Source organism: Saccharospirillum sp. HFRX-2 (assembly GCF_043196805.1).
Taxonomy (GTDB): Bacteria; Pseudomonadota; Gammaproteobacteria; order Pseudomonadales; family Natronospirillaceae; genus Saccharospirillum.
The window spans coordinates 160,926-187,206 of record NZ_JBEBMU010000001.1 but is presented as its reverse complement, the minus strand read 5'-3'; the positions used below and the strand labels follow the sequence as shown (position 1 = coordinate 187,206).

Below are 26,281 nucleotides of genomic sequence, written 5' to 3'. Positions count from 1 at the left end.
ATTGCTGCGGAGTTCGGATGGCCGACAAAGACACCACTCATTTTGGTTACCAGGAAGTCGCCACTGGCGATAAGCAAAAAAAGGTGGCCGATGTGTTTCATTCGGTGGCCAGCAAATATGATCTGATGAACGACCTGATGTCGTTCGGCATTCACCGACTCTGGAAGCGTTACACCATTGAATTGTCCGGCGTTCGTGCCGGTAATAGCGTGCTGGATATTGCCGGCGGTACCGGCGATCTGAGTTACGCCTTTGCGCGCAAGGTTGGCGCCGAAGGCCAGGTGGTGTTGGCGGATATCAACGAGTCCATGCTCAAGGTTGGTCGTGACCGCCTGGCCGATCGTGGCATCGCCGGCAACCTGGAAACCGTTCAGGCCAACGCCGAATCGCTGCCGTTTGATGACAACCGCTTCGATGTGGTCACCATCGCCTTTGGTTTACGTAACGTCACTCACAAAGAAAAAGCCCTGGCAGAAATGCAGCGCGTCTTGAAGCCCGGTGGCCGTTTGCTGGTGCTGGAATTTTCCAAGCCGCGTAACGATCTGCTCAGCCGCGCCTATGATTTTTATTCGTTCCAGGCGCTGCCGCGCATGGGCAGCATGGTCACCGGCGATGCCGACAGCTACCGCTATCTGGCCGAGTCCATTCGCATGCACCCGGATCAGGAAACGCTGAAAGCCATGATGAGCGATGCCGGTCTGGAACGCGTGCAATACCATAACTTGACCGGTGGTATTGTTGCCTTGCACCGAGGCATCAAGCCATGAGTCTGCTGGCTTTGCCGCTGCAGCGACTGATCAACGAAGCCCTCCGTTATGACCCCAGTGCCCGGCATCGGTTGGCTGATTTGGCCGGTCAAAGTCTGGTATTGGAAATGCGCGAACCGGCATTAAAGGTTGCGTTGGCGATCGAAGCCGACAGCGCTGAAGCCCAAACCGCTCATATCGAAGTGGCGTTTCAAGAGCCCGAGTCGGTTAACGCCCGCGTCAGCGGCCGCGCCACAGATTTGTTCGCTGTGCTGCGTTCCACCGATCGCACTCAGGCGATGATGGCGCATCAGATCGATATTCAGGGCGATACCCGTACCTTCTTTACGCTGCAGTCCATTCTCGCCGGGCTGGATATCGACTGGGAAATGGCGCTCGGTGATCGCCTGGGTGATCTCCCGGCGCACTGGCTGGCCGAAGGTTTACGCAGTTTTGCTGGCTGGGCGCGGGTTCAGAGCGAATCGGCTGGGCGCACGCTGCATAACTATCTGCGCGAAGAAAGCGATGCCCTAGTACCTAACTCGCTTTGGCAAGCACACAGCGAGCAGGTGCATAACACTCGCCTGGCCGCCGACCGTCTGGCTGCGCGTCTGGAGCGTTTGTCCAAACGCCTGAATACGGAGACGTCCCGCTCTTGACCATTTTTCGTCTGATCCGCATCGCCTGGGTGCTGAGTCGATACCGTCTGGATACCCTGCTGCGCTACCAGCAAGTCCCCTGGCCGATCCGGGTAGCGCAATGGTTTTTCCCGTTGCGCTGGATCATTCCGGCGCGTGGCAGCGAAGGCTATCGGCTGCGCCGCGCGCTGGAAACGCTCGGCCCGGTGTTCGTTAAATTTGGCCAGATTCTGTCGACCCGGCGCGACTTGCTGCCGCCGGAAATGGCCATCGAACTGGCCTTTTTGCAGGACAATGTGCCGTCTTTTCCCAGCAAAAAAGCCCGCGCTCTGATCGAAGAAGCCTTGGGTCAATCCATCGACGATCTGTTTCTTGAATTTGATGCCGACCCGCTGGCGTCGGCGTCCATTGCCCAGGTGCACAGTGCGGTATTGCCCGACGGTCGCTCGGTGGTGGTCAAGGTCATCCGGCCGGGTATCAAAAGCGGCATTATTAAAGATGTGCGCTTGATGGAAGTGATGGCCTGGCTGGTCAATATGCTGCCGGATGGTCATCGCTTGCGGCCCCAGGCGGTGGTTGAAGATTTCCGCAAAACCATTCTCGATGAACTGGATTTGATGCGTGAAGGCGCCAACCTGGCAGCGTTTAAACGTAACTTTGAAGACTCTGAGCTGCTCTATATTCCCTGGGTATACTGGGAATACACCCGGCGCAATGTGCTGGTAATGGAGCGCATTGATGGTATCGGCGTGTCCAGTGTTGATGAGCTCAACGAACTTGGCGTCGATATGAAAATCCTTGCCGAGCGCGGTGTGGAGATTTTCTTTACGCAGGTGTTCCGCGATTCCTTCTTCCACGCTGACATGCATCCGGGCAATATTTTCGTCAGCCGTCAGCATCCGCAATCGCCGCAGTACATTGGCATTGATTGCGGCATTGTCGGTTCGCTGTCACGCGAAGATCAGAACTATCTGGCGCAGAACCTGCTGGCGTTTTTTAATCGCGACTATTATCGCGTTGCCGAACTGCATGTTGAGTCTGGTTGGGTGCCGGCCAATACCCGGGTCAATGAATTCGAGGCGGCGATTCGGTCGGTGTGTGAACCGATTTTTGAAAAGCCGTTGGCGGAAATTTCCTTTGGTTTATTGCTGGTGCGTTTGTTCCAGACCGCACAGCGTTTCGATATGCACGTCCAACCGCAATTGGTGTTGCTGCAAAAAACGCTGCTGAATGTTGAAGGCTTGGGTCGTCAGTTGTATCCACAACTCGATTTGTGGGCGACGGCCAAACCCTTTTTGGAACGCTGGATGCGCGAGCAGGTCGGACCCAAGCGACTGCTCAAAGCCATACAACAGCATGGCCCGGGCTGGCTCGCCAAGGCGCCGCAGATGCCGGATCTGGTGCACGATACCTTGCTCAACTTGCGGCAGGTCGGTCAGGTTGAGCAGCGTTTGCAGCAGCGTCTGGCCGATATTCAAGTCAGTCAGCAGCGCGCCAATCGCAAACTGACGCGCCGGCTGTTGGCGACGGTTTTGTTACTCTTTGTGTTCTGGACCGGTGATCCAGGCGCCTGGCTGCTGAGCCTGTCGCCGGGCCAATGGGCCGGACTGGGTGTTGGTGCCCTCTTGCTGCTGTGGCCTTAGGACCGACATAATTCGTTAACGACGGTGTCATATTATGGATGTTTTGCAACAATTGGCGGCGACGCTGGAAGCGCGTAAAGGCGCGGCGGCGGATGAATCCTACGTGGCTTCGTTATACGCTAAGGGCTTGGATAAGATTCTCGAGAAAGTGGGCGAAGAAGCCGTCGAAACTATTCTCGCCGCCAAGAACGTTAAAGCAGGCAGCGACCCGGCGGAGCGACTCATCAGTGAAACCGCTGATCTCTGGTTCCACAGCCTGGTGATGCTGGCCGACCTGGGTTTAGGCCCGGACGCGGTACTGGAAGAATTACAGCGACGTGTCGGTTTGTCCGGACACGATGAAAAAGCCGCCCGCTCCAACTGAGGGGCGCGCACGAATCCCGCACTTCGGCAGCGGCCGAAGCGCTTTAAAACCGAGTGAGGTGCAAGATGGGTTTAGGTGGAATTTCCATTTGGCAATTATTGATCGTCTTGGCGATCGTCGTGCTGATTTTCGGCACCAAGCGACTGAAAGGCTTGGGTGGTGATGTCGGCGGTGCTATTAAGTCGTTCAAGTCAGCGATGAGCGAAGAAGAGAAAGCGGAAAAGGCGGAAGAAGCCAAGAGTCTGGAAGAAAAATCCAAAGACGCTCAGTTTTCTGAAACCGCCACTGCTGAAGCCAAGCAGGAAAGCGACAAGAGCAGCAGCTAAGAGGCTTCACCGATGTTCGACATGGGTTTTAGCGAGCTGCTGTTGATTGCCGTGATCGGTCTGGTGGTGATTGGCCCGGAACGATTGCCGGGCGTGGCTCGTACAGTGGGTCGTCAGGTCGGCAATTTGCGCCGCTTTATGCGTTCCATGCAGACCCAGCTGGAACAGGAAGTGAAGCTGGATGAACTGAACCGGAAGATTATGGCTGAAACCCGCGGCCAAACGTTCCGCAATAATGATGAGCCGGCGGGTAAAGACCCGTCGTCATCCTCCTCCTCCTCGACTCCATCGCAGTCGACATCGGCACCCTCAGGCAGTAATGATGACCACGGAAAACCCTGAAGATTCTTCCATGCCGCTGGTAGCGCATCTCAAGGAGTTGCGCGACCGGATGATGCGTTCATTACTGGTGGTCTTTGTCGTTTTTCTCGGCCTCTATTTTCTGGCCGGTGATCTGTACATGATTCTGGTCCGGCCGCTGCAGATTCTGTTGCCTGAGGGTGGCCAGTTGATCGCCACCGGTGTCGCCTCGCCGTTTTTCGTACCGCTGAAACTGACCATCGTCTTGGCCATCTTTGTGTCGGTGCCTTATTTGCTGCATCAGATCTGGGGCTTTATTGCACCGGCTTTATATAAGCACGAGCGCATGGTGGCGGTGCCGCTGTTTATCTCCAGCGTCTTTCTGTTTTATGCCGGCGTGGCCTTTGTTTATTTCGTGGTGCTGCCGCTGGTGTTTGGTTTTTTTACTTCGGTGGGCCCGGAAGACATCAACCTGATGCCTGATATCGGCAACGTCTTGGATTTCTGTCTGAAGCTGTTTTTTGCTTTCGGTATCGCCTTTGAAATTCCCATTGCTACTTTTCTGGTGGTACGGGCGGGCATCGCATCGGTTGAATCTTTGAGTAAGAAACGACCTTACGTTTTTGTCAGTTGTTTTGTGATTGGCATGCTGGTGACACCGCCGGATGTGGTGTCTCAATCAATCCTGGCGGTGCCGATGTGGTTGCTGTTTGAGCTGGGTTTGTTATTCAGCCGCTTTATTCCGAAAAAGTCGGCCGAAGACATCAGCGCAGAGAGTTAAAGGCTTAGCGATCGTCGTCGTGATTAACGACTTCACCTTCAATGACATTGCCCTTTTGTGAGGATTGCCGGCGCTGCTGTTGTTCGTAAAAACGACGGAAGCGGCTGGCGAACAAGGGGCGACCGGTCAGTTTTAATTTAATGGCGTTAATTGCCGCCAAGCCAATGCCAATGGCCAGCGCGGCCAGAAAAACAAATAAGCCAATCCAGAACAGAAAGACCATAACGGCCAGACCGATGATGGCGGCGAGCAAACGTTTCAGCGGAGACATGGGTGGTTCACCTGTCCTTTTGTGGGTCATTCGAGACGCTGCAACTCGGCAGCCGTCGGTAAAATTGTATTAAGTCAATGGGGCTAGCCTGACACATTGCAATCAGACTCGGCCAGTCAGAGGTCACATTTTGCGCCATCTTGACGACGAGATGACACACCAATCGGAGCGTCCTATGAGTAAAGCCGTGATTCGCTGGGGCATTCTTGGCGCCGGTATTATCGCCCGCAAACTGGCCGCCGCTGTGCAGCAGCACGAGGGCAGTGAATTACTCGCCGTGGCTTCTCGCACGCCGGCCAAAGCGGCCGAATTTGCCACCGAGTTCGGCATTGATGGCAGTGATTATGAAACCCTGCTCAAGCGAACCGATATCGATGTGGTCTATGTCGCCACCACGCACAACTTCCATTACGACAACGCCCGCATGGCTCTGGAGCATGACAAGTCGGTGCTGGTGGAAAAGCCGTTTACTGTTAATGCTGCTCAGGCCAGCGCTCTGATCGAGTTGGCTCAGGCGCGTGGTCTGTTTTTGATGGAAGCCATCTGGACCCGGTTTTTGCCAGCTCAGGCGCAGTTAAAAGCGCAATTGGATAACGGCCTGATCGGCGATTTGCGCCAACTGAATATCAGCTTCGGTGGTTTTGTGCCGCCGCATTATGAAACCCGATTGAAAGATCCGAATCTGGCCGGTGGTGTGACCCTGGATATGGGTATTTATCCGCTGACCTTCGCCAACTTCCTGCTAGGCGAGCGGCCGGTTGAGGCCAAGTCGATGGCCGAATTCGGTGCTACTGGCGTCGATGAATGGGCTAATTATCTGCTGCGCTACCCATCCGGTGTGATGGTGAATATCAGTACCAGTTGCAGCCTGAGTATGAAGCAGGAGGCGATGATTTATGGCAGTCAGGGCTATGTAGAATTCCCCGAGTTTCAGCAGGGTAATCGCTTTACTCATCATCGTCATGACGGTGGTAACGAGGTGCTTAGCAGCGAGACTCATGAATGGCAGCGGCATGACAACGGCTTTGTCTATCAGGTTGAAGAAGTGGCGCGGTGCCTGGCTGCCAGCGAATTGGAAAGCTCGGTGATTCCCTTGGCTGAGACGCTGTCGATGATGCAGTTGATGGATTCCATGCGCGCCGACTGGAACTTCCGCTACCCCTTCGAATAGCTTGTCGCACTTTCAATTCGCTGCGCGCAAATCCTCGCTTGCCAAGCCGGAAAAGCTGCATTAGAGTTTGTCGAGTTACCGGTAACATTGCTAACGATGTTACCGGTAACAAAACCAACAAAAACAAAAGCTAGGAGACTACCATGCACGCTTCACTCAAGTGGGCGGCCGGCTTGGCCTTGATCGCCATCGGCAGCCAGGCAATCGCCGCAGACTACCGTTTTCAGTTCCAATCATCCGACCCGTCCGGGGTCCGCAATTTCGAAATCAAGCAGGAATGGGCCGAGCGCGTCGAAGCCATGACCGGCGGTCGTGTCGAAATTGAAATCCTGCCGGTCAATTCCGTGGTCAGCCACACTGAAACGCTCGATGCCATCGAGTCCGGCATTCTCGATGGACACATCTCGGTGACCGGTTATTTCTCCGGTAAAGATCCTGCGTTCGGTTTGATCGGCAACACCGTCGGCGCCTGGTCGAATCCGGATCAACTGATCGACTACATCTATTACGGCGGTGGTTATGAGCTGATGAACGAACTCTATGAGCCTTATGGCGTTAAGTTCGTCGGCGGTGCCGCGACCGGTTTGGAAGCTTTTGTGTCCAAAGTGCCGCTCGATGGCGTTGCCGATCTGCAAGGTTTGAAACTGCGCGCACCGGAAGGTCTGGTGCAATCGGTGTTTGCTGCCGCTGGTGCCGCGCCGGTCAACCTGCCCAGTTCGGAAGTCTATACCGCGCTCAGCAAAGGCGTGATTGATGCCGCCGACAACACCGTTTTCTCCACCAACCACGCTCAGGGTCTGCACGAAATTGCGCCGCACCCGGTTTATCCTGGTTTCCATTCGCTGCCGTTGTTGGAAGTGGCGATGAATCTCGATGAGTGGAACGAGTTGCCCGCAGACATTCAGGCGATCTTCACGGTGTCCGTGCGTGACTTTGCCAACGACATCAGCACCCAGTTGGCGATGGCCGATATCGATGCGGTCAAAGAAGCGCGTGACAACCCGGACATCACCATCCACGACTGGTCGGCGGAAGAGCGCATGGAGTTCCGTGCCATCGCCCGGACGCAGTGGGAGGTATACGCCGAAGAATCGCCCAACGCGCGTCGCGTTTACGATTCGGTCACCGCCTTCCTGGAATCCCAGGGCCTGCTCTAAGTTATTGATTGTCATGCCCTGGCCATAGCCGGGGCCGGAGCCTTTGCATGAATACCGAACCCCAAGCTGCGGTGGTGCCGACAGAGGACGATGCGGACCTGGCATCGACCTGGCTCGACCGCGCCATTGTCTGGCTCGGCAAAAAACTGAGCCTGATTTTTGCCATCGTCGCCCTCATCGGTTGTTACGAAGTGGTGCGACGTTATGCCTTTAATGCGCCGACTTTCTGGGTGCATGAAACCGCCACTTTTCTCGGCGCGTCGCTGTTTATCTTCGGTGGCCTCTATGCCTTTGCCACCGATAAACACGTGCGGGTGGTGTTGATCTATGACCACCTGTCCGAGCGCGGCCAACGAGCCTTGCGCATCGTTCATCATCTGTTTGGTCTGGGTTTCTGCGCCATGATGCTCTACGCCTCCTCAATCATGGCGAAGAAAGCGGTGTTCACGCCTTGGGGCGCCTTTCGTCTGGAAACTTCCGGCTCGGCCTGGAACCCGCCGTTTCCGGCCCTGCTGAAGGTGATGGTATTCGTCGCCATCATCGTGCTGACGCTGCAATACCTGTTGCATCTGCTGCGTGATCTGCGCCAGTGGCGGAGGAAGGTCTGATGTTTGAACTTTCTGATATTGGCATCGCCTACGGCAGTTTGCTGATGCTGGTGCTGATGATTGCCTTGCTGCTGACCGGCATGCAGCTGGCCTTTGTGACCGGTTTTGTGGCGCTGATTTTTGCGCTCGGCTGGTTCGGTCCGCCGGCCTTGGGCATTGTCAGCAGTCGCCTGTTCAGCTTTATTGGCAGCTATGTGTTTCTGGCCGTGCCGATGTTTGTGTTGATGGCCGCCTTGCTCGACCACTCCGGTATCGCCCGTGATTTATTCGATGCCATGAATCGGCTCGGTCGCAAAATTCGCGGCGGTGTGGCGGTTCAGACATTAGTTGTGGCGGTCATTCTGGCGTCGATGTCGGGTGTGATCGGCGGCGAAACTGTGTTGCTCGGTTTGCTGGCGTTGCCGCAAATGCTGCGTCTGGGTTATGACCGTCGTCTGGCCATCGGTACGACCTGTGCCGGCGGCGCACTGGGCACCATGTTGCCGCCGAGTATCGTGCTGATTATCTACGGTCTCACCGCCAACGTGTCCATTGGCGATCTGTTTAAAGGCGCGTTTTTGCCCGCCTTGTTGTTGGCCTTGCTGTACGTCGGTTATGTGCTGATTCGGGCTTATCTGAATCCGTCGCTGGCGCCTTTGCCATCTGATAACGCAGCCGAAACTGACGCCGAACCGGCACCGAACTTCTTTAAAGCTTTGCTGTTTCCGTTGTTGTCTGTCGCTGTGGTGCTGGGTTCAATTTATACCGGCGTGGCGTCGGTAACCGAAGCCTCTGCCTTGGGTGTGATCGGCATTGCGCTGAGTACCTGGGTGCGTGGCGAACTGAGCTATCAGATGATTCGCTCGGCCACCATTACCACCTTGCGCACCTGCGGCATGATCATCTGGATTGGCATTGGTGCCACGGCTCTGGTCGGGGTTTATAACCTTATGGGTGGCATCGAATTTGTGCGCGAAACGGTGCTGGCGGTCAGCGGCGGTAATGGCCTGGCGACCATCCTCTTTATGATGGCGATCTTGCTGGTGCTGGGCATGTTTCTCGACTGGGTTGGGGTGGCCTTGCTGACCATGCCGATCTTTGTGCCCATCATTACCGAGCTGGGTTACAGCCCAATCTGGTTTGGCGTCTTGTTCTGCATGAACATGCAGGTGTCCTTCCTGTCGCCGCCCTTTGGTCCGGCCGCCTTTTATCTGAAAACCGTCGCGCCGAAAGACATTTCGCTGGGTGAAATTTTCCGTTCATTGCTGCCCTTTATCGGTTTGCAACTGGTCGCGCTGAGCTTGTTGGTTGCCTTTCCGCAGCTGGCTCTTTGGTGGCAGTAACTGTGGTGGCAATAGAAGTGGTGCTCATCAATGAATAACCAAAGCATCGTCGTTATGGGTGTGTCTGGTTGCGGTAAGAGTCTGATCGGTCAGCAATTGGCGCAGGCGTTGCAGTTGCCATTTTTCGATGCCGACGATTTTCACAGCGCAGACAACGTCAGCAAGATGGCCAGTGGCGTGCCGCTGACCGACGCCGACCGCGCCGATTGGTTGGACAGCCTGGCGCAGTTGATCCGCACGCGCGCACCTTTGGTGTTGGCCTGTTCGGCGCTGCGCCAGCGTTATCGCGATGCCTTGCGCGAGGCTGATCCATCGCTGGTGTTTGTGCATCTTGATGGTGATATCGACACCATCTGGGCACGGCTGTCGCAGCGACGCGATCATTATTTTAATGGTCGCGACATGCTGCAAAGTCAGTTCGAACAGTTGGAGCGGCCGGGTTTGGATGAAGCCTTTCGCATCGATATTAATCGTCCGGCCGAAGCCGTGTTGGACGCTTGTCTCGATGTCATTGGCCGGGGCACCGCTTGAGCCGCGCCTGGTGTAAGATGAAGCGGTTTGTCCAACTCGATAGCGGAGCTCCGTGAAGAAACGTCGTCCTACCTTGCAAGACATCGCCGATCAGGTTGGCGCCACCAAAATGACCGTCAGTCGCTGTCTGCGCGACCCGGATACGGTGTCTGAAGGCTTGCGCCAGCGCATTTTCGAAGCGGTGGAAACGCTCGGTTATATTCCCAATCGCGGCCCGGATATTCTGTCGAAATCGACCAGTCGGGCCATCGGTGTGTTGTTGCCATCGCTGACCAACCAGGTGTTTGCTGATGTGCTTAAAGGCATCGAAGCGGTGACCGAACCGGCCGGTTATCACCTGATGCTAGCGCACTATGGTTACAGTCCGGAGGTGGAAGAACGCACCCTGGCGTCCTTGTTGTCGTACAACGTCGATGCCGTTCTGCTGTCGGAAAGCCAACACACTGATCGCACATTGCGTATGTTGGAAACCGCCGGCGTACCGACGGTGGAGTTGATGGATACCCGCAACCCGCCGATTCATCAGGCGGTTGGTTTCGACAATGTCGCTGCCGCCCGGGCCATGGTCGAAACCATGATCGAGCGCGGTCGACGTCATATTCTTTATCTGGCGGTGCGGCTTGATGCCCGGACCCTGCAGCGTGAAGAAGGCTATAACCAGGCGATGCGCGCTGCTGGCCTAAAACCTCAAACACTGCGCCGCGCCGAGCGCTCTTCTTACAGTGTTGGGGCCACCTTGCTCGGCGAAGTGATGCAGCAATATCCGCACGCCGATGGTCTGTTCTGCACTAACGATGACGTTGCCATCGGTGCCTATTTTGAATGCGTGCGACGCGGTCTGGATGTTCCCGGCCAGTTGGCGATCGCCGGTTTTCACGGCCACGATGTCGGTCAGGTGATGGCGCCCCAATTGGCCAGCGTAGTGACACCGCGCGAAGCCATGGGCAAACGGGCGGCCCAGGCGTTATTGGCGCGTTTGCGCGGTGAAGCGGTTAAAGAGTCGATTATCGATCTGGGTTATCGCATCGAAACCGGCGGCACGCTGTGATCAATGAAACACCGGCGCCCACTGCATCAACGCCATTACCGCCAGCAGCGACAGTGGAATACTGATCAGAGTAACGGCGGCGATATCATCCTTGGGTCCGTCATAATGGCTGGCCAGAATGTAGCTGATCACCGCCACCGGCATGCAGGCCTGAAGCAATAAAGTTTGCGCCACGATGGGTGCCAACGGCATCAGCCAGATCACCAAGGTTGCCGCACTGATCCCCAACATCACCCGACCGAAAGACAGTCCCAGTATCCTGCCCAGGCGTCGCAACTCGCTCAGATCAATCCCCGCCAGCGAGCGACCGAGCAATAACAACATCACCGGTATGGTCATGCCGGCCAGCAAGTCGAGCGTACTGAGAATGACCGTCGGTGTCGGCACCTGGGCAGCATGCCAAACCGCGCCGACGATTAACGCAATAATAGAAGCGTTACCCAGTACTGATTTCAGCGTAAAACGACCGGACAGCAGCCAAGTGCCAAGGGTAAAATGGCTGATCTGGACGACGGTGGAGATGACCACAGCGTGCACCAGGGCGTTTTGTCCGAGCAGGGCAAACACCAGCGGGATCCCCAGATTGCCGGTATTGGGATTGACCAGCATCGACAGGTAACCGCGCACGCTTAGGCCGCTCAGTTTCAGTACCACCGCGCCCAGTAGTGTCGACACCACCAGCACCAGCAACATGGCCACTGCCGTAGCGGAAACATCTGCCAGTGGTGCCTCCATACCCAGGAGGGCATTGAGGATCAGTGCTGGTAAACCAATCTGTGTGACCAGTTGAGACAGCCCCGGCGCTGACAACAAGGTGGTCCGTTTTGCTAACAACCAGCCGAGCGCGGCGCAAAACACCACCGGAAAGAGTGCATTGAGGTAGGCGGCGATCACAGCGAACTCACAACAAGGAAAACGTCAGTATATCCAAGCGTGCAACACCCGTCCGGCTTGCAAATAAAATGATACACTGTAACATCCGGCCGGGGTTGCGCAGGATACAACCCAGGGAGAAAGACCATGTTATTCGTACCTTCACTGAACACCGCTCGACGCAACTTAACGTTGTGCGGTCTCCTATTGCTGAGCAGTTTTACTCTGCTTGCCTGCGCCCAAAATGAACCCTCACAACAAATGCACACTCCGGTTGTTGTTGTACCCGGCCTGCTGGGTTCCCGGCTGTGTCGCGACAGCGCCGATGGCAAGCAGCAGGTGGTTTGGGGCACCGTCGCGTCCATCACTAAATTTCCAACCTTGGCTTACGACCCGGCGGATACCAGCATCCGGCCTTGCGGTCTGATTCGGGAGATTTCTTATCTCGGCGTCTATAAGCAGGAAGTTTACGCCGGCTTTATCAATCGCTTAGCCGAAGAAGGTTACCGCGAGGGCAAAGATCTGTTTTTGTTCGACTACGACTGGCGTCTCAGCGTGTTCGACAATGCCCGTATCCTGGCCGATTTTATCGACCAGAATATTCCCCAGGAGCAAACCGTCGATCTGGTTGCCCACAGCATGGGTGGCCTGATTTCCCGAGCCTATATTCTCGAAGAAGGTGGCAGTCAGCGAGTGCACCGTCTGATCACCGCTGGCACGCCGTTACGTGGCTCGGTGGAAGTTTTTGATCTGCTGGAAAATGGCTGGGGTACCGCCAATGTCTTTATGGGTGGAGTCGATGGCTTTCGCCGCACCATGCTGACTTTCCCCTCGACCTTCGATTTGATTCCGCGTTACGACGGTTGCTGTGGTGATGCTGGCAGTCGCCTCGGCGATTTCAATATGGACAATCCGGACGACTGGGTGCGGTTGAATTGGGATGGCGTAGAAGCCGATGGTCTGCCCGACCTGGTCGCTGCCAGTGAACGTCAGATGCATATTCAGGAAGTGATTGAACAATCGCTGCCGGAGCATATCGAAGACGTGATCGTCATCGGTATCGACCAACGCACTCCCGAGCAATATCGCATTAATTACCTCAGCAATGACGAAGAAGCCCAGTTGCAGATCGAAACCAGCTGGGGTGGCGACGGTGTGGTCATGCGCAACAGTGCCGTGCTCGAGAATCGTCATGTATTCCCCACCAGCTTTGCGACGCATCAGGCCATTTTGAACGAAGAATCGGCTCAGGATTTTGTCGTTACCGCTTTGGATCTGGGCGCTGAAACCGCGGTTAAGCGGGTTCCGGTACGGCCACGCACCACCATCTTTACCGCCTTGGGTGAGGTGGTGGCGCTGATCGGTGTCAGTGTCGATACCGAAACGCCGATCTATCAGGTGGGTGAGCAGGTGAAGGCGATCGTGCGTATCCTGCCGGATTCTTTCGATGATATAGACGCCAGCCGCGTCAGCCTGACCGTGACCCGGCCGGGTGGTCAGCCGACACCGATGAAATTGCACAGCGATCCGTCCTTGTCCGACCCAACCAATAACCGTGAGCAATCTTTCTTCGCGCAATTCAGTGCGGGCAGCAAAACCGGTGAGTTGCTACTCACGGCCACCATCGAAGCCGACGGCGCCGAACCGCGTCAGGCTTCGCTGCTGGTGCCGGTCGTCGTGTTGCAGTAACCACTAGAGGTAAGCAGGTCCAATGTCCGATTTCAGGCAGACAGCAAACTTCTTCGGCCCGCGCCGAACGGATGCTGCCTGCCTGATGGTTAAGATTGCCCAGCGTCGTTGGCGCGCCTTGTTATTGGTCACACTGGCGATGTTGGTGTGCCAGGGTGCCTTGCAGCACGGGCATGAACCGGTGCATCTGGCGCAGCAGATGCAAAGTGTCTCGGCGCATCATGATCACCATTCCGATATTGATGACCTTACCGACTGCCAGAGCTGTAACCTGCTTAAACTTAGCCAGGTTGGCGCCTTATCTTTCGTCGCGTTCTCTACTGTCACCAGCGCTGCCCCGCTGGTGACCCAGCGTCCTTTGTGGACCCTCAATAAAACGGCAATCCAACCGGCGGCTCGTGGGCCACCGGCTTCGTCTTCAATACTCAACTGATGTTAGTGGCCGAACCTCGGCCGTCGTATTTATTGTTGAATTGAGGATCCTATGAAAACCAAACTCCCCCTGTTGTTGGCAACCTTTGCCATGGCTCCGCTGGCTACTTCTGTAATGGCTGAAACCGAACGTCAGCATGGCGCGCACGAACACGGCGCAGCGCAATTATCGATTGCCGCCGATCATCACGAAGTGGTCTTTGCTCTGGAATCGCCGGCCTATAATGTGTTTGGTTTTGAACACGCTCCGAGCACTGACGAACAGCACGCCGCTATCGATGCGGCGCTGGCCAAGCTGCGTGATGCTGATGCCTTGTGGACACTGAGCTCTGCCGCCGGTTGCGAACTGGAAGATGTGGATATCGACAGTGCGGTGCTCGAAGATGAAGAGCATGAGCACCACGATCATGATGAAGATCATGACCATGACCACGATCATGATGAAGATCACGACCACGACCACGACCATGACGAAGACCACGATCACGATCATGACCACGAAGGCCACCAACACAGCGATGTGGACGTTAGCTGGCACTTCCATTGCGACAATCCAGACGAACTGGTGCAGGTGGAAGTCGGTCTGTTCGACGCCTTTGAGCGTTTTGAAGATCTCGACGTTCAATACCTGACTGAAACCAGCCAGGGCGCTGCCGAACTATCGCCGAGCCGTACCACTTTAAACCTGGAGTAATCACACCATGAGCACAGCTGTCTCCTGGCAGGCGCTGAGCTACCGCTGGCCGGGCATGTCCCGGCCTACGGTCGAGCTTGCCGACCTGGCATTAGCCCAAGGCGAATCCTTGTTTATCCAGGGCCCCAGCGGCAGCGGCAAAAGTACGCTGCTGAACTTGCTGGCCGGTGTTTTGGTGCCCAGCGAAGGCCAGTTGCAGGTGCTCGAACAACCCCTGAGTGATTGGTCCGGACGGCGACGCGATCGCTTTCGCGCCGATCACTTGGGTTACATCTTTCAGCAGTTTAATCTGCTGCCTTATTTATCGGTCGCTGCCAATGTTGAGTTACCGGCGCGACTGTCGAAACGTCGGCTGCAACGCACTCAGGATGAGCACGGTGGATTGAGCGCTGCGGTGGAACATTGGTTGCGTCGTCTGCAATTGCCGGAAGCCTTGTGGCATGCACCGGTTTCCCGGCTCAGCGTGGGCCAGCAACAACGTGTGGCTGCGGCCCGTGCTTTGATCGGCTCGCCAGAGTTGATTATCGCCGACGAACCGACCTCGGCGCTGGATGAAGACAACGTCGAAAACTTTATGCAGGTGCTCACCGAACAGTGCCGCAGCATCAAGGCGTCGCTGATTTTCGTCAGCCATGACCGTCGCTTGGGGCACTGGTTTGATCAGCATTTGGCGTTGACCGCCCATGCCGCGGAGGTGAGCCAATGAACTGGATCAACCTCGCGCTGCGCAGTCTGTGGAACCGACGCTCAACCGCTGTGTTGACCTTATTAATGGTGGCACTGTCGTTGGCGCTGTTGCTGACCGTCGACCGCGTTCGCCAAGACACCCGCTCCAGTTTTTCCAATACGCTGTCGGGTACCGACCTGATTGTGGGTGGCCGCACCGGTGGTCTGAATCTGTTGCTGTACTCGGTGTTTCGCATCGGCAACGCCACCAACAACATCAGTTGGCAAACCTACGACGACATCCGCAACAACGACGCCGTCGACTGGACCATTCCGTTTTCACTCGGCGATTCCCACCATGGCTACCGCGTGCTCGGTACCAACAACGACTATTTCGAGCATTATCAACACGGTCGTCGTCAGAATCTGAGCATCAGCGAAGGTCGTAGCTTCGACGGCGTTTATGATGTTGTTCTGGGCAGCGCCGTGGCCAAGGCGTTGGATTATCACCTTGGCGACTCGGTGGTGATCGCCCACGGTCTGGGCAGTACCTCTTTCGAACTGCACGACGACAAACCCTTCACCGTGGTCGGCATATTGGCGCCAACCGGTACGCCGGTGGATCGCACCCTGCACATTCCGCTCGAAGGCATGACCGCCATTCATATCGACTGGACTGCCGGTGTGCGTTTGCCCGGTTTCGATGTGTCGGCCGAAGAAGCCTTGGAAATGGACCTGACGCCCGACACCGTCACCGCCGTTTTGGTCGGCATGAAATCGCGCATTCAGGCCTTGGGTTTTCAGCGCCGTATCAATCAGTATCGCGCCGAACCACTGACCGCCATTATTCCCGGGGCAACGCTGGCCGAGCTGTGGCAAATGATCGGCATCGCCGAAAATGCCTTGATCGCCATTTCTGGTCTGGTGGTGATTACCGGCTTGCTCGGCATGGTCACAGTCATTCTTGCTGGGTTGAATGAACGTCGCCGGGAAATGGCGATCTTGCGGGCACTGGGTGCCCGACCGCAGCATATTCTTGGCTTGTTGATGATTGAATCCGGCTTCTATGGCATCGCCGGTCTGGTGCTGGGCTTGTTGCTGCATTGGGCGCTGATCGCCCTCGCTGCACTTTGGGTACAGCCAGCCTATGGCATTCAATTGACACTGAGTCTGCCGGTCTGGCCGATGTCTGGCGTCTTGTTGGCGGTGGTTGCGCTGAGTATTCTGATTGGCCTGGCGCCGGGCTGGAAAGCCTACCGTCGTTCACTCAGTGACGGCCTGACTGTCACCACCTGAGGGCACTGCATGAAACTTCGTCTGGCGCTGATCGGATTAATGCTGGTCAGTACCGCCTGGGCCGACAGCCGGCCGGTGCAGGAACTGCGCTGGGGAGAATTGATCCCCAGCGGCTTCAGTTATGGTGATTTGGCGGCCAAGATCGAGCAACCAACAACACCTCTATCGAGCCTGGCCGACGACGACCCGGAAGCACAGCGGCTGTACCAGTCGATGCGCGACGCCCTGGCTGATGCGCCGGTGGTGGAAGCCTATGATGGCCTGTCGGTAAAAATTGCCGGTTTCGTGGTGCCGCTGGAACAGGACGAAGATCGGGTACTCAGCTTCTTGTTGGTGCCCTACTTCGGCGCCTGTATTCACACCCCGCCACCACCCGCCAATCAGATTATCCATGTGCAAACTCAAGGCGGTTTCCCGACCCCAGGTCTGGATGAACCGGTCTACGTCACCGGCCTGATGCGTACCCAAAAACACGATTCCGAACTGGGTTCGGCGGGTTACACCCTTTATGCGGGCTCGGTTGAACCCTATCTTTAATATTGTGAACAGCCATGGCCGAAAGGTCGCTGTTTGCTAAGCTAAGCTTGGGTTTTCGATAACGCGGAGGTGGGTATGGCCAGTGGTTGGGCCGGCGATGGCGCCGTCCAGGATCAAATCGATGCCACCATCGATGACGCTTTGGAGCGTGCGCGTCGCAACCTGCCTCAGGGCGAAAGCCGACACGACTGCGCCGAATGCGGCGAAATCATTCCCGAAGCGCGCCGCCAAGCCTTGCCCGGCGTGCAACTGTGCATCAACTGCCAGGCCGAACGCGACGCCGATGCCGCCTACAGCAGCTACAACCGGCGCGGTTCCAAAGACAGTCAGTTGCGTTAGGCCGTCGCCGTTAAATCGTGCTGATCATCCAGTGAATACCAAAGCGATCGGTCAGCATGCCAAAACCGGCCGACCAGAACGTCTCGTCAAACGGCATCCGTACCTTGCCACCTTCAACCAACTGATCGAACGCATAGCGTGACTTCTCAACGCTGTCGAAACTCAGTTGCACGCTGATGCCCTGAGGTTTTTCGAAATAGGCCGGTGGCGCATCGACACCCATAATCACCAGATTACCCAACGACAGCTCAGAGTGAATGACCTTGTCGGACCAGTCGTCCGGCACCGGTGCTGGTTCCGGCGCCTCGCCGTAGGTCGCGATGGTCAGCAGTTTGCCGCCCAATAAGTCAGCATAAAACTCCAGCGCTTCGCGACAATTGCCCTCGAACGAAAGATGCACCGCCTGACTGACCGATTGACGTGAAGTGCGGGCGTCCAGATCGTTGTGAATGTCGAGGCCGACACCGGGCTCAAAATCTTCCAGTCCGTAGACCGGACGCAGTTCCAGACAGACATCGCCATCTTCACGCGGCCAGCGTTTTACCCAGTCGAGCGCTTCTTCAACGCTCTGGGTTTCAATCATGGTATAGCCGGCGGTCAGTTCGCGGGTTTCGGCAAAGGGGCCATCGATGACCTGCGGCTCGCCGCCGCCACTGAACTGAATGCGATAGGCGTCTTTACTCGGTTTTAAACCTTCGCCGCCACGCCAGACACCGGCATCGACCAGGGCTTCGTTGTAACGGCCCATGGCTTCCAATAAATCTTGCCCGGGCATCACGCCGGCTTCGGTATCGGTGTCGGCTTTACGGATAATCATAAAACGCATCAGAGGACGCCTCTTGTTGTGGTTAGTCCTCTTAGTCGACTCGGTCAGACCTTTTTCGACAGCGCTTGCTTAATTAACCGAACGACTTGGCAAATAACGACAAAACCTCGTCGGAGCCAGGATGAGAAAAACCGGATTCATGGCGAAAGCCCAGCTTTTCCAGCAAAGCGATGGAGCGGTGATTTATCGGTTTGGCGATCGCCAACAGCTGTTGCAGTGCCAAGGTCTCTTGCGCATAGGCCACCGAAGCCGACGCTGCCTCCAACGCAAAACCCTGGCCCCAATATTTGCTCAGTAGTGCAAAGCCTAGATCAGGATGTGGCAGGGTATTGCGTTTTAGCAAACCACAAATGCCTATGGGTAACGAGCCATCAATGGTTGCAACCAACCACAGGCCAAAGCCATGTTCGCGGTAACTGGTTAGCATCTTCTGTTCGATGTAATCGGACGCTTTTTCGATGCTGTCGATTGAATTCGGGGCAATAAATTGATGCCAGGCAGGTTCGTTGAGCAGCTCTAAGAGAGAGGCAGAATCGTCGACTTGTGCTTCGCGCAGTATCAGCCTTTTGGTCTTACAGATGATCAAGGGACATGTCCTATCACTCTTGAGAGAATGCTGTTTGATATAACCATGCGGTTAATTGGATTTTTCAGACTTCCTTATCCAATCGAAGTACCAGTTTGGCTGTTGCCATTCGTTATCCATTTTCATTTGATAATCAAAGTATCTTGGGTACTGATGGTGCTCAATCAGGTGTTGAAGGTGCTCGTGTGCGATATCCGGATCGTAGACCATCCACACCAATCGACGGGTTTTATTCCAGGTTTCCCTGGCTAAAAATAAAGCATTGCCTCCTGCTTTAATTTCTTTGTTGAGCTTGTCAGCAAAGGCTTCGACGATTTCTCTTTCCTGAATGGACGGCATTCCATTGTCAATAATTTCTGATTCGTCAAAGTCGATAATCAATGAAAGATGCCAACAGAAAACTCCTTGATGATCAAAGTCCATTAACCCTGTATTGATGACCGCAACGCCGGGCAATCCTTCTCGCCGGTAATTGGCGACGGTGAAAGTCTCTTGCGGAAGTATCAATCGTACTTCAGTGCCTTCCTTCTTAGGTTCGCTGAATTTTTTGAGCAGTTTTTTTAGCAAACGATAGCCTCATTGATAAACGACTGATTTTATTAATCAGCTTCTTTGGCTAGCGGTAGTGCTCATTTCCTTCGCTCTTCAATTCCCTTACCGGCCTCACTTCCACACTGCCATAACGCGCCGGTGGAATTTTGCCAGCCAGTTGAATGGCCTGATTTAGATCGCGCGCTTCCAGTAAATAAAACCCGGCCAATTGTTCGCGGGTTTCGGCGAAGGGGCCATCGGTTACGGTCACTTTACCATCGCGTACGCGCACGGTGGTGGCGGTATCGACCGGCATCAGCGGGCGGCCGTCGAGCATCTGGCCATTGGCGGTGAGGCCTTCACCGCAGGCGATGCATTCCCGGTTCAGGGCGTCCCAGTCGTCGGTTGAAAGTTCGGCCATCTTGGCTTCGCTGTAGTAGACCAGAGCTAGGTATTGCATGGTGTTTCTCCGTGGTGGTTTTGTTGTAGTCGCTGGCCGAGATTGCAATTCGACATTGTTAACCCAGCGCTTTTAGTTGGCGTTGCAGAAAACGCTGCTCCGGTGCCAGAGCCGTAAGTGCCAGTGCTTGTTGATAGGCGGCACGGGCTTTATCCAGTTGACCAAGCTGGCGACAGAAATCGGCGCGGGCGGCGAACGTCAGATGGTAGTTTTGCAAGGTGGCATCGCTGAGCAGCGCTTCAATGGCAGTAAGTCCCGCCGCCGGGCCCTGGCTCATCCCCAGAGCGACAGCACGGTTCAGGGCGATGACTGGCGATGGGTTCAGTTGCAGCAGAGCATCGTAGAGGCCAAGAATCTGCGCCCAGTCGGTGTCGGCAAAGTTAGCGGCTTCGGCATGCAGGGCGGCGATGGCGGCCTGCAAACCGTAAGGCCCGATACCGCCCGGCGCCAAAGCGCGCGGCACTAACGCACAGCCTTCGTCGATCAGTTTGCTGTCCCACAGGCTGCGGTCCTGATCCTGCAAGCGCACCAGTTCACCCTGGGCATCGCTGCGCGCAGGTCGACGCGAATGGTGCAACAGCATCAGGGCAAGCAGGCCGAGTGCTTCGGGTTCGGGTAACAGGTCGGCCAGCATGCGGCCGAGGCGAATGGCTTCTTCGGCGAGGTCCGGCCGGGTCAGATCATCGCCTTCCGAAGCCGCATAGCCTTCGTTAAACAGCAGATAGACCACCGCCAGGACCGCTTCCAGTCGCTGCGCCAGTTCGTGGCGTTCGGGTACTTCGTAGGGGATGCCGGCGTCGCGGATTTTGCTTTTGGCGCGCACGATGCGCTGGGCGATGGTCGGGGTTTTGGTGAGAAAGGCGCGCGCCACTTCTTCGGTGCGCAGGCCGCAGACTTCACGCAGGGTGAGCGCTAACTGAGCGGGCCGGGCCAGTGCCGGGTGGCAGCAGGTGAAGATCAGCCGTAATGGGTCGTCGTCGATGCTGTGATCGATATCGTCCGCTTCGGCCTCCTGGTCGATCAGGGCCTGAGTGGTCATTTCCTCGACCGCATCGCGGTGGCGGTTGCGGCGGCGCAGCTGGTCGATGGCTTTGAAGCGTCCGGCGGAAACCAGCCAGGCTCGGGGGTTATCCGGTATGCCGTCTTCGGGCCATTGTTTTAAGGCGGCCATAAAGGCGTCGTGTAAGGCTTCTTCGGCCAGGTCGAAATCGCCAAGCAGGCGAATCAGGGTGGCGAGAACGCGGCGATTTTCTTGTTGGTAGAGGCGTTCGATGTCGGTGCGCATACAAGCCGTTATCCGAGGGGCTTGCGGGCAGTCTATCACTGAGTGAGAGGGGATAAAGCAGCTGTTGTCGGGGTGCGGATCTGCCCTGGCGCCCCGACACAAAAAATGGGGAGCATCCTGTCAGCATCGTCTCTGACGAAATGGATGCTCCCCATCGTTAGGCGCTACCAGGCCCTGCTCTTTCTCTGCCAATACTGGCTTGCTCCTGGCGCTCTTCCTTAATCGTCTTCCAGTTCAGCGGACGCTCGACGGTTTGCTGGTGCAGACCAATATCGTTTTGCAGGTGATCACTTAAATGATCGGCCAGAAAGCGTTGCTGGCGTTTCTCTTTGAGCCACAGGTTCAATTCGCGGCGGCGCTGCAAATGGTTGATCAATTTGTTGACTAACATGGTTCGTTCTCCAGTTTGTTAAGCCTGGAGCGACGGATTGGAGCCTTGGAGGGAACTGTTTTGTGGTGCTAAATCAGTACGGGCCGCGGCTTCAATCCGCGGCTCGTGAGGCAGGTGTTACACGAATCGCGGACGCAACAGATTTTTAACTCCGGTCGCCATCAGGCGGGCGGAGCAAGAGGTATTTTGTGCGTATGGATGAATGCGTCGCATAGCTAACCTCCGTCTGTGCTTATGAATTCGTGTTGAGGGTTTAAAATGACGAAACACTGCGTTTCGACCCGTGGGACTGTATAACAAGCTTTTCAAGGGCTCAAGCTGAAAAAGCTTATTGAACGAAATTTTCCGAGACGATCAGTGTCAGGCTGGCGCAACACCGTTCAGACCTTCGGCGCGATAGTCGTCTTTCAGTTTGACGTAGTTGGCGGCCGAATAGCGGAAGTAGCTCAGCTCTTTTTCGCTCAGTGCACGCTGCTGTCGCGCCGGTGATCCGACGTAGAGATAACCCGATTCCAGCCGTTTGCCCGGTGGCACCAGCGAGCCCGCGCCGATCACTACCCGGTCTTCGACCACAGCGCCATCGAGTACGGTGGTGCCAATGCCGATCAGCACTTCATTGCCAATGGTGCAGCCATGCAGACAGGCCTGATGACCGATGGTGACATCGTCGCCGATGGTCAAGGGATAACCGTCCGGGTTGTAGTCGCTGGCGTGGGTGATGTGCAGCACCACGCCATCCTGGACGGAAGTACGCGCACCGATGCGGATGCGGTGCATATCGCCGCGTACGATGGCACCCGGCCAGACCGAGACATCATCACCCAGTTCCACATCGCCAATGACCATGGCGCTGGGATCGACAAACACCGCCCGGCCCAGTTTGGGTTGATGGTTGCGAAATGAATGGATGGCCATCGTCCTTGCTCCTGTCATAAAGCTGAGTCAGCATTGTCGCAGTTTGCCTGTTAGGTTGCATTGCTCATGCTTAAGTTGTCGGATTTCTGGCGCAACCGGGTCGAAGAAATGGCTGCCATCGATCTGGGTTCCAACTCCTTTCATATGATTGTCGCCCGCCTCGACAAGGGCGAGTTGACCGTGCTCGACCGCATTAAAGAGCCGGTGCGATTAGGGTTTGGTCTAAGCGAAGATGGCGCTCTGGACGATTTGTCACAGCGTCGCGCCCTGGAATGTCTGAGCCGCTTTGGTCAGCGCATCAGTCATTTGCCGGCCTCGGCAGTCCGCGCCGTTGGCACGCGAACCTTGCGCAAGGCGACCAACTCGTCAGTGTTTTTAACCAAGGCTGAACAGGCGCTCGGTCATCGTATCGATGTGATTTCTGGCGCCGAAGAAGCGCGGCTGATTTATCAGGGCGTGGCCCAAGGGCTGGATGACGAACTCGATCGCCGCCTGGTGGTCGACATCGGTGGCGGCAGCACCGAGGTGATTGTCGGCGAACAATTCCAGCCCTTGCAGCTGGAAAGTCTGGGTATGGGTTGCGTTGCTTTGATGCGCGAATTTTTCGAATCCGGTTCGCTGAGCAAAAAAGCCGTGAAGAAGGCGACCACCTATTGCCTGCAAAAAATTGAACCGGTGCGCGATGAATTCCTAACGGTCGGCTGGCAACGCGCCATCGGTTGTTCCGGTTCCATCAAGGCCATTTCCAAAGTTGCTGAAGCGACCACCGGTTCACCCATTATTACCCGCGCCTTGCTGGACGATTTATGCGACCAGGCTGGCCAGGCTAAATCGATTGATGACTTCAAACCGGATGGTCTGGGCAGCGATCGGCAGCCGGTCTTTGTCGGCGGTTTGATCGTCTTGCGCGCTGTCTTCGAAGGCCTGGGCCTCGACAGCATGGAAGCGTCGCCCTGGGCGCTGCGTGAAGGCTTGTTGTACGACCTTATTGGCCGGCTCGATCAGGAAGATGTGCGCAGTCGCGGTGTGACTCATCTGGCGCAACGCTTTCACGCCGATGCCGCTCAGGCCGAGCGCGTCGCTGCCACCGCCGAAGGTTTTTTAAACGATAATGTCGACGCTTTGGGGCTGAGCGATCCACATCCGTGGAACAATTATTTGCGCTGGGCGGCGCAGCTGGCCGAAGTGGGTTTGGACATCAGCCATAACCAGTTCCACAAACATTCGGCGTACATTGTGCAGCATTGTGACCTAGCGGGTTTCAGTCGCGAAGAACAACAGCGACTGACATTTTTGATTCAACATCATCGCAAAAAACCGGACGCCGATGCACTGACACATTTAACCGATGAAGACCGCCAGATTCTGCCCGCCTTGTTGGTGATGTTTCGTCTTGCAGTGGTGCTGCATCGCGCCCGTACCGGTAGTAAATCGGAAGGCATTTCGTTGCGTATCGACAACACCGATCTGACCTTGATCGCTACCGCAGATTGGTGGGAAGAGCACAGCCTGACCCAGGCCGACCTGGAGCAGGAAGCGCAGTATCTGACTAAGCTGGGTTATCAATTGCAGTTGCCGACAATGGCGAACGGCGACAGCTGAATCAACTGATACCGGCGCCGCTGATGGCTTCATCCAGCAAACTCTGTTGCGCCGAAACAGGCGTTGCTTTGCCGGGGCGACACAACAGGTAATGACCGTCACTGTCGAGTTCCCAGGCCTGGCAATTATCGGCCAGATAACTTTCCAAATCCTTGATCACCTTGTCGCGCAGTTTTTTGGTTAACAGCGGGAAACCGATTTCTACGCGATGAAACATATTGCGGCTCATCCAGTCGGCGCTGGCGAGAATCACTTCCGGATCACCGTCGTTATGGAAGCAGTAAGCGCGGGTGTGTTCGAGGAAACGACCGACGATGGAACGCACCCGAATATTTTCCGAAACACCGGGCAAGCCCGGACGAATCTGACAGACACCACGGACAATTAAATCGACCTGGACACCCGCCTGGCTGGCTTCATAAAGTTTACGCGCCAGTTGTTCTTCGTAGAGTGAATTCATCTTCAAAATAATGCGCGCGGCTTTGCCGGCTTGAGCGTTTTCAATTTCACGCTCGATGCGGCGCATCATGGTTTTATGCAGCGTAAAAGGCGATTGAAACAGCGTATCGAGTTTGCTGACCTTGCCCAGGCTGGTGAGCTGCAGAAACACCCGATAAACATCATCACCAATCTGCTTATTGCAGGTCAGTAAACCATAGTCGGTGTATACTTGAGCTGTTTTCGGATGGTAATTACCGGTACCCAGATGCACATAATGACGCAGCTTGTCGCCTTCGCGCCGCGCCACCATCAACATCTTGGCGTGGGTTTTATAACCGACGATGCCGTACACCACATGAATGCCATATTCCTGCAACCGTTCGGCCAAAACCACATTGGCCTCTTCATCAAAACGCGCCAGCAATTCGATGATGACGGTGACTTCTTTGCCGGCTTTGGCAGCGGCTACTAATTCATCGACGATGATCGAATTGGCACCGGTGCGATACAGCGTTTGCTTGATGGTGAGCACGTTCGGATCTTTCGCCGCCTGACGAATAAAATCGACCACCGGCATAAAGGAATCGAACGGATGATGCAGCAGAATATCGCTCTTTTTAATGGCATCGAAAATATTGGCTTTGCGACGCAATACGCGCGGAACCCGGGCATCAAAGGGCGGATAGAGCAGTTCTGGGCGAGCGACTGTGTCAATCAGGTTGGCGAGCCGATTCAGGTTAACCGGGCCGTTGGCACGGTATAAATCGGTCTCGGTAATTTCGAATTGCTTGAACAAAAATTCCAGTAATTCATCGGGGCAATTGGCGGCCACTTCCAACCGCACTTCATCGCCGTATTGGCGGTAAACCAGTTCCCCTTCGATGGCTCGGCGCAAATCGCCGCTTTCTTCTTCATCGACGAACAGATCGGAATTGCGGGTAACGCGAAACTGGTAACAACCTTTGACTGTCATGCCGAAGAATATTTCGTCCATAAAGTAGTGAATGATGGACGACAGAAACACAAAGTCATGTGGACCCGAACCGGTTTCGTCGGCGGGCAGCTGAATCATATCGGGCAGAGCACGCGGGCATTGCACGATGGCCTGGCCGGAGTTGCGGCCGAAGGCGTCTTTACCATCGAGCTTGACGATAAAGTTCAGACTCTTATTGAGAATGCGCGGAAACGGATGCGCCGGGTCGAGCCCGATCGGGCTGAGCAACGGCAGTACTTCGTGCTCGAAAAACTGCTGCAACCAGGCGGTTTGCGACTCGCTCCAGTCTTCGCGTTTGATGACCCGAATATGATGCTCGGCCAACAGCGGCAGCAACTGCTCATTGAGAATTTGATACTGGCGGTCCACCAGTTGGTGCGCGCGTTCCGCGATGTCATCCAACTGCTGGCGCGGTGTCAGCCCTTCCGGACCGGTGAGGGTGGAGCCGGCTTCGAAGCGTTCTTTCAAACCGCCGACGCGAATCTCGAAAAACTCATCCAGGTTGGTGCTGGAAATGCACAGAAAACGCAGTCGCTCGAGCGCCGGAATCTGATTATTTTCAGCCTGGGACAGCACCCGGTCATGGAATTCGAGCAGCGACAGCTCGCGATTGATGAAGTGGGCTGGGGTAACGGTGAGCGGTTCGGTCATGTCACGCCTCTGGATGGTCGGTTCCACCAGTGTATGACATTTAGATGGCAGGGAGGTTACAGCAGCATCGGGCGATACTGCTGGGAGACGCAGGACGCTGAGCTAGGTTTTCCGCTATCCGGCGTCTCCCGTCTCCCGTCCAGCTGGGCGGCACTCCGCGTTTTCCG

31 protein-coding genes are annotated in these 26,281 nt (G+C 55.9%); 21 read left to right on the top strand and 10 right to left on the bottom strand.

Going from position 1 to position 26,281, the window contains the following annotated elements; all coding sequences use genetic code 11:
- Window positions 1–17 precede the first annotated feature (17 nt).
- The 7 genes from ubiE to tatC all read left to right on the top strand — a co-directional run bounded on the left by ubiE (window position 18) and on the right by tatC (window position 4,798).
- Window positions 18–767, top strand: coding sequence for a bifunctional demethylmenaquinone methyltransferase/2-methoxy-6-polyprenyl-1,4-benzoquinol methylase UbiE (ubiE, locus tag ABMA60_RS00985; RefSeq protein ID WP_392797484.1), 750 nt, complete (start codon window positions 18–20; stop codon window positions 765–767).
- On the top strand, window positions 764–1,405 hold the full coding sequence (locus ABMA60_RS00980) for an SCP2 domain-containing protein (protein WP_392797483.1): 642 nt from the start codon (window positions 764–766) through the stop codon (window positions 1,403–1,405). The genes ubiE and ABMA60_RS00980 overlap by 4 nt, the downstream gene beginning before the upstream one ends.
- Complete coding sequence (ubiB, locus tag ABMA60_RS00975; RefSeq protein ID WP_392797482.1) at window positions 1,402–3,027, top strand: ubiquinone biosynthesis regulatory protein kinase UbiB; 1,626 nt, start codon at window positions 1,402–1,404, stop codon at window positions 3,025–3,027. Before ABMA60_RS00980 ends, ubiB begins: the two co-directional genes overlap by 4 nt.
- A 31-nt stretch (window positions 3,028–3,058) precedes the next feature.
- Window positions 3,059–3,391: a phosphoribosyl-ATP diphosphatase gene (locus ABMA60_RS00970; protein ID WP_392800393.1), complete on the top strand. Its 333-nt coding sequence runs from the start codon at window positions 3,059–3,061 to the stop codon at window positions 3,389–3,391.
- A 65-nt stretch (window positions 3,392–3,456) separates the two neighbouring features.
- Complete coding sequence (gene tatA, locus ABMA60_RS00965) at window positions 3,457–3,717, top strand: twin-arginine translocase TatA/TatE family subunit (protein WP_392797481.1); 261 nt, start codon at window positions 3,457–3,459, stop codon at window positions 3,715–3,717.
- A gap of 12 nt (window positions 3,718–3,729) precedes the next feature.
- Window positions 3,730–4,059: a Sec-independent protein translocase protein TatB gene (tatB, locus tag ABMA60_RS00960; protein ID WP_392797479.1), complete on the top strand. Its 330-nt coding sequence runs from the start codon at window positions 3,730–3,732 to the stop codon at window positions 4,057–4,059.
- A complete protein-coding gene (gene tatC, locus ABMA60_RS00955; RefSeq protein ID WP_392797478.1) occupies window positions 4,040–4,798 on the top strand; it encodes a twin-arginine translocase subunit TatC in 759 nt (252 codons plus the stop codon). The genes tatB and tatC overlap by 20 nt, the downstream gene beginning before the upstream one ends.
- A 4-nt stretch (window positions 4,799–4,802) precedes the next feature.
- On the opposite strand, the gene ABMA60_RS00950 is transcribed toward tatC, so the two are convergent.
- Window positions 4,803–5,069, bottom strand: a complete 267-nt coding sequence (locus ABMA60_RS00950) for a hypothetical protein (protein WP_392797476.1) — start codon at window positions 5,067–5,069, stop codon at window positions 4,803–4,805.
- Between the two features lie 175 nt (window positions 5,070–5,244).
- On the opposite strand from ABMA60_RS00950, the gene ABMA60_RS00945 reads away from it, so the two are divergent.
- The 6 genes from ABMA60_RS00945 (at window position 5,245) to gntR (ending at window position 10,906) form a co-directional block, all read left to right on the top strand.
- Window positions 5,245–6,240 (top strand): Gfo/Idh/MocA family protein, encoded by a 996-nt coding sequence (locus ABMA60_RS00945; protein WP_392797475.1) that lies wholly within the window; start codon window positions 5,245–5,247, stop codon window positions 6,238–6,240.
- A gap of 143 nt (window positions 6,241–6,383) precedes the next feature.
- A complete protein-coding gene (locus ABMA60_RS00940) occupies window positions 6,384–7,397 on the top strand; it encodes a TRAP transporter substrate-binding protein (RefSeq protein ID WP_392797473.1) in 1,014 nt (337 codons plus the stop codon).
- A 47-nt stretch (window positions 7,398–7,444) separates the two neighbouring features.
- Window positions 7,445–8,005 (top strand): TRAP transporter small permease subunit, encoded by a 561-nt coding sequence (locus ABMA60_RS00935; RefSeq protein ID WP_392797472.1) that lies wholly within the window; start codon window positions 7,445–7,447, stop codon window positions 8,003–8,005.
- Window positions 8,005–9,327, top strand: a complete 1,323-nt coding sequence (locus ABMA60_RS00930; protein ID WP_392797470.1) for a TRAP transporter large permease subunit — start codon at window positions 8,005–8,007, stop codon at window positions 9,325–9,327. The genes ABMA60_RS00935 and ABMA60_RS00930 overlap by 1 nt, the downstream gene beginning before the upstream one ends.
- A 30-nt stretch (window positions 9,328–9,357) precedes the next feature.
- Window positions 9,358–9,858: a gluconokinase gene (locus tag ABMA60_RS00925; protein ID WP_392797468.1), complete on the top strand. Its 501-nt coding sequence runs from the start codon at window positions 9,358–9,360 to the stop codon at window positions 9,856–9,858.
- A 52-nt stretch (window positions 9,859–9,910) separates the two neighbouring features.
- Window positions 9,911–10,906 (top strand): gluconate operon transcriptional repressor GntR, encoded by a 996-nt coding sequence (gene gntR / locus ABMA60_RS00920; RefSeq protein ID WP_392797467.1) that lies wholly within the window; start codon window positions 9,911–9,913, stop codon window positions 10,904–10,906.
- On the opposite strand, the gene ABMA60_RS00915 is transcribed toward gntR, so the two are convergent.
- Window positions 10,907–11,800 (bottom strand): AEC family transporter, encoded by an 894-nt coding sequence (locus tag ABMA60_RS00915; RefSeq protein WP_392797466.1) that lies wholly within the window; start codon window positions 11,798–11,800, stop codon window positions 10,907–10,909. It abuts the gene before it with no gap.
- 240 nt (window positions 11,801–12,040) lie between these two features.
- Here ABMA60_RS00915 and ABMA60_RS00910 point away from each other — a divergent pair, with 240 nt between their 5' ends.
- From ABMA60_RS00910 to ABMA60_RS00880, 7 genes are all read left to right on the top strand, one after another.
- Entirely contained in the window at window positions 12,041–13,468 is a 1,428-nt protein-coding gene (locus ABMA60_RS00910) for an esterase/lipase family protein (protein WP_392797464.1), read from the top strand.
- A 22-nt stretch (window positions 13,469–13,490) separates the two neighbouring features.
- Window positions 13,491–13,901, top strand: a complete 411-nt coding sequence (locus tag ABMA60_RS00905; RefSeq protein WP_392797462.1) for a hypothetical protein — start codon at window positions 13,491–13,493, stop codon at window positions 13,899–13,901.
- Between the two features lie 51 nt (window positions 13,902–13,952).
- Window positions 13,953–14,594, top strand: a complete 642-nt coding sequence (locus ABMA60_RS00900) for a DUF2796 domain-containing protein (RefSeq protein WP_392797461.1) — start codon at window positions 13,953–13,955, stop codon at window positions 14,592–14,594.
- Between the two features lie 7 nt (window positions 14,595–14,601).
- Window positions 14,602–15,300, top strand: coding sequence for an ABC transporter ATP-binding protein (locus tag ABMA60_RS00895; protein ID WP_392797459.1), 699 nt, complete (start codon window positions 14,602–14,604; stop codon window positions 15,298–15,300).
- The gene (locus tag ABMA60_RS00890) at window positions 15,297–16,556 is read left to right on the top strand and encodes an ABC transporter permease (RefSeq protein ID WP_392797457.1); all 1,260 of its coding nucleotides are present in this window, start codon (window positions 15,297–15,299) and stop codon (window positions 16,554–16,556) included. Before ABMA60_RS00895 ends, ABMA60_RS00890 begins: the two co-directional genes overlap by 4 nt.
- Before the next feature lie 9 nt (window positions 16,557–16,565).
- Window positions 16,566–17,093 carry a DUF3299 domain-containing protein gene (locus ABMA60_RS00885; RefSeq protein ID WP_392797456.1) on the top strand — a complete coding sequence of 176 codons (528 nt, stop codon included), beginning with the start codon at window positions 16,566–16,568 and terminating at the stop codon, window positions 17,091–17,093.
- Between the two features lie 75 nt (window positions 17,094–17,168).
- On the top strand, window positions 17,169–17,432 hold the full coding sequence (locus ABMA60_RS00880) for a DksA/TraR family C4-type zinc finger protein (RefSeq protein WP_392797454.1): 264 nt from the start codon (window positions 17,169–17,171) through the stop codon (window positions 17,430–17,432).
- A gap of 10 nt (window positions 17,433–17,442) precedes the next feature.
- Here the strand turns inward: ABMA60_RS00880 and ABMA60_RS00875 are convergent, their stop codons facing one another.
- The 7 genes from ABMA60_RS00875 to ABMA60_RS00845 form a co-directional block, all read right to left on the bottom strand.
- Window positions 17,443–18,258, bottom strand: a complete 816-nt coding sequence (locus tag ABMA60_RS00875; protein WP_392797452.1) for a YciI family protein — start codon at window positions 18,256–18,258, stop codon at window positions 17,443–17,445.
- Between the two features lie 73 nt (window positions 18,259–18,331).
- Complete coding sequence (locus ABMA60_RS00870; protein ID WP_392797451.1) at window positions 18,332–18,844, bottom strand: GNAT family N-acetyltransferase; 513 nt, start codon at window positions 18,842–18,844, stop codon at window positions 18,332–18,334.
- Window positions 18,845–18,895: 51 nt separating this feature from the next.
- The gene (locus ABMA60_RS00865; RefSeq protein WP_392797449.1) at window positions 18,896–19,411 is read right to left on the bottom strand and encodes a DUF695 domain-containing protein; all 516 of its coding nucleotides are present in this window, start codon (window positions 19,409–19,411) and stop codon (window positions 18,896–18,898) included.
- A gap of 49 nt (window positions 19,412–19,460) precedes the next feature.
- On the bottom strand, window positions 19,461–19,835 hold the full coding sequence (locus ABMA60_RS00860; RefSeq protein ID WP_392797448.1) for a YciI family protein: 375 nt from the start codon (window positions 19,833–19,835) through the stop codon (window positions 19,461–19,463).
- A 58-nt stretch (window positions 19,836–19,893) separates the two neighbouring features.
- Complete coding sequence (locus ABMA60_RS00855) at window positions 19,894–21,120, bottom strand: RNA polymerase sigma factor (protein WP_392797447.1); 1,227 nt, start codon at window positions 21,118–21,120, stop codon at window positions 19,894–19,896.
- A 157-nt stretch (window positions 21,121–21,277) separates the two neighbouring features.
- Window positions 21,278–21,511, bottom strand: coding sequence for a hypothetical protein (locus ABMA60_RS00850; RefSeq protein WP_392797445.1), 234 nt, complete (start codon window positions 21,509–21,511; stop codon window positions 21,278–21,280).
- A gap of 360 nt (window positions 21,512–21,871) precedes the next feature.
- Entirely contained in the window at window positions 21,872–22,426 is a 555-nt protein-coding gene (locus tag ABMA60_RS00845) for a gamma carbonic anhydrase family protein (protein ID WP_392797444.1), read from the bottom strand.
- Window positions 22,427–22,492: 66 nt separating this feature from the next.
- Here ABMA60_RS00845 and ABMA60_RS00840 point away from each other — a divergent pair, with 66 nt between their 5' ends.
- Window positions 22,493–24,028 carry an exopolyphosphatase gene (locus ABMA60_RS00840; RefSeq protein ID WP_392797442.1) on the top strand — a complete coding sequence of 512 codons (1,536 nt, stop codon included), beginning with the start codon at window positions 22,493–22,495 and terminating at the stop codon, window positions 24,026–24,028.
- A 1-nt stretch (window position 24,029) separates the two neighbouring features.
- Here ABMA60_RS00840 and ppk1 read toward each other — a convergent pair whose 3' ends face one another.
- Entirely contained in the window at window positions 24,030–26,114 is a 2,085-nt protein-coding gene (ppk1, locus tag ABMA60_RS00835; RefSeq protein ID WP_392797440.1) for a polyphosphate kinase 1, read from the bottom strand.
- Window positions 26,115–26,281: the final 167 nt, after the last annotated feature.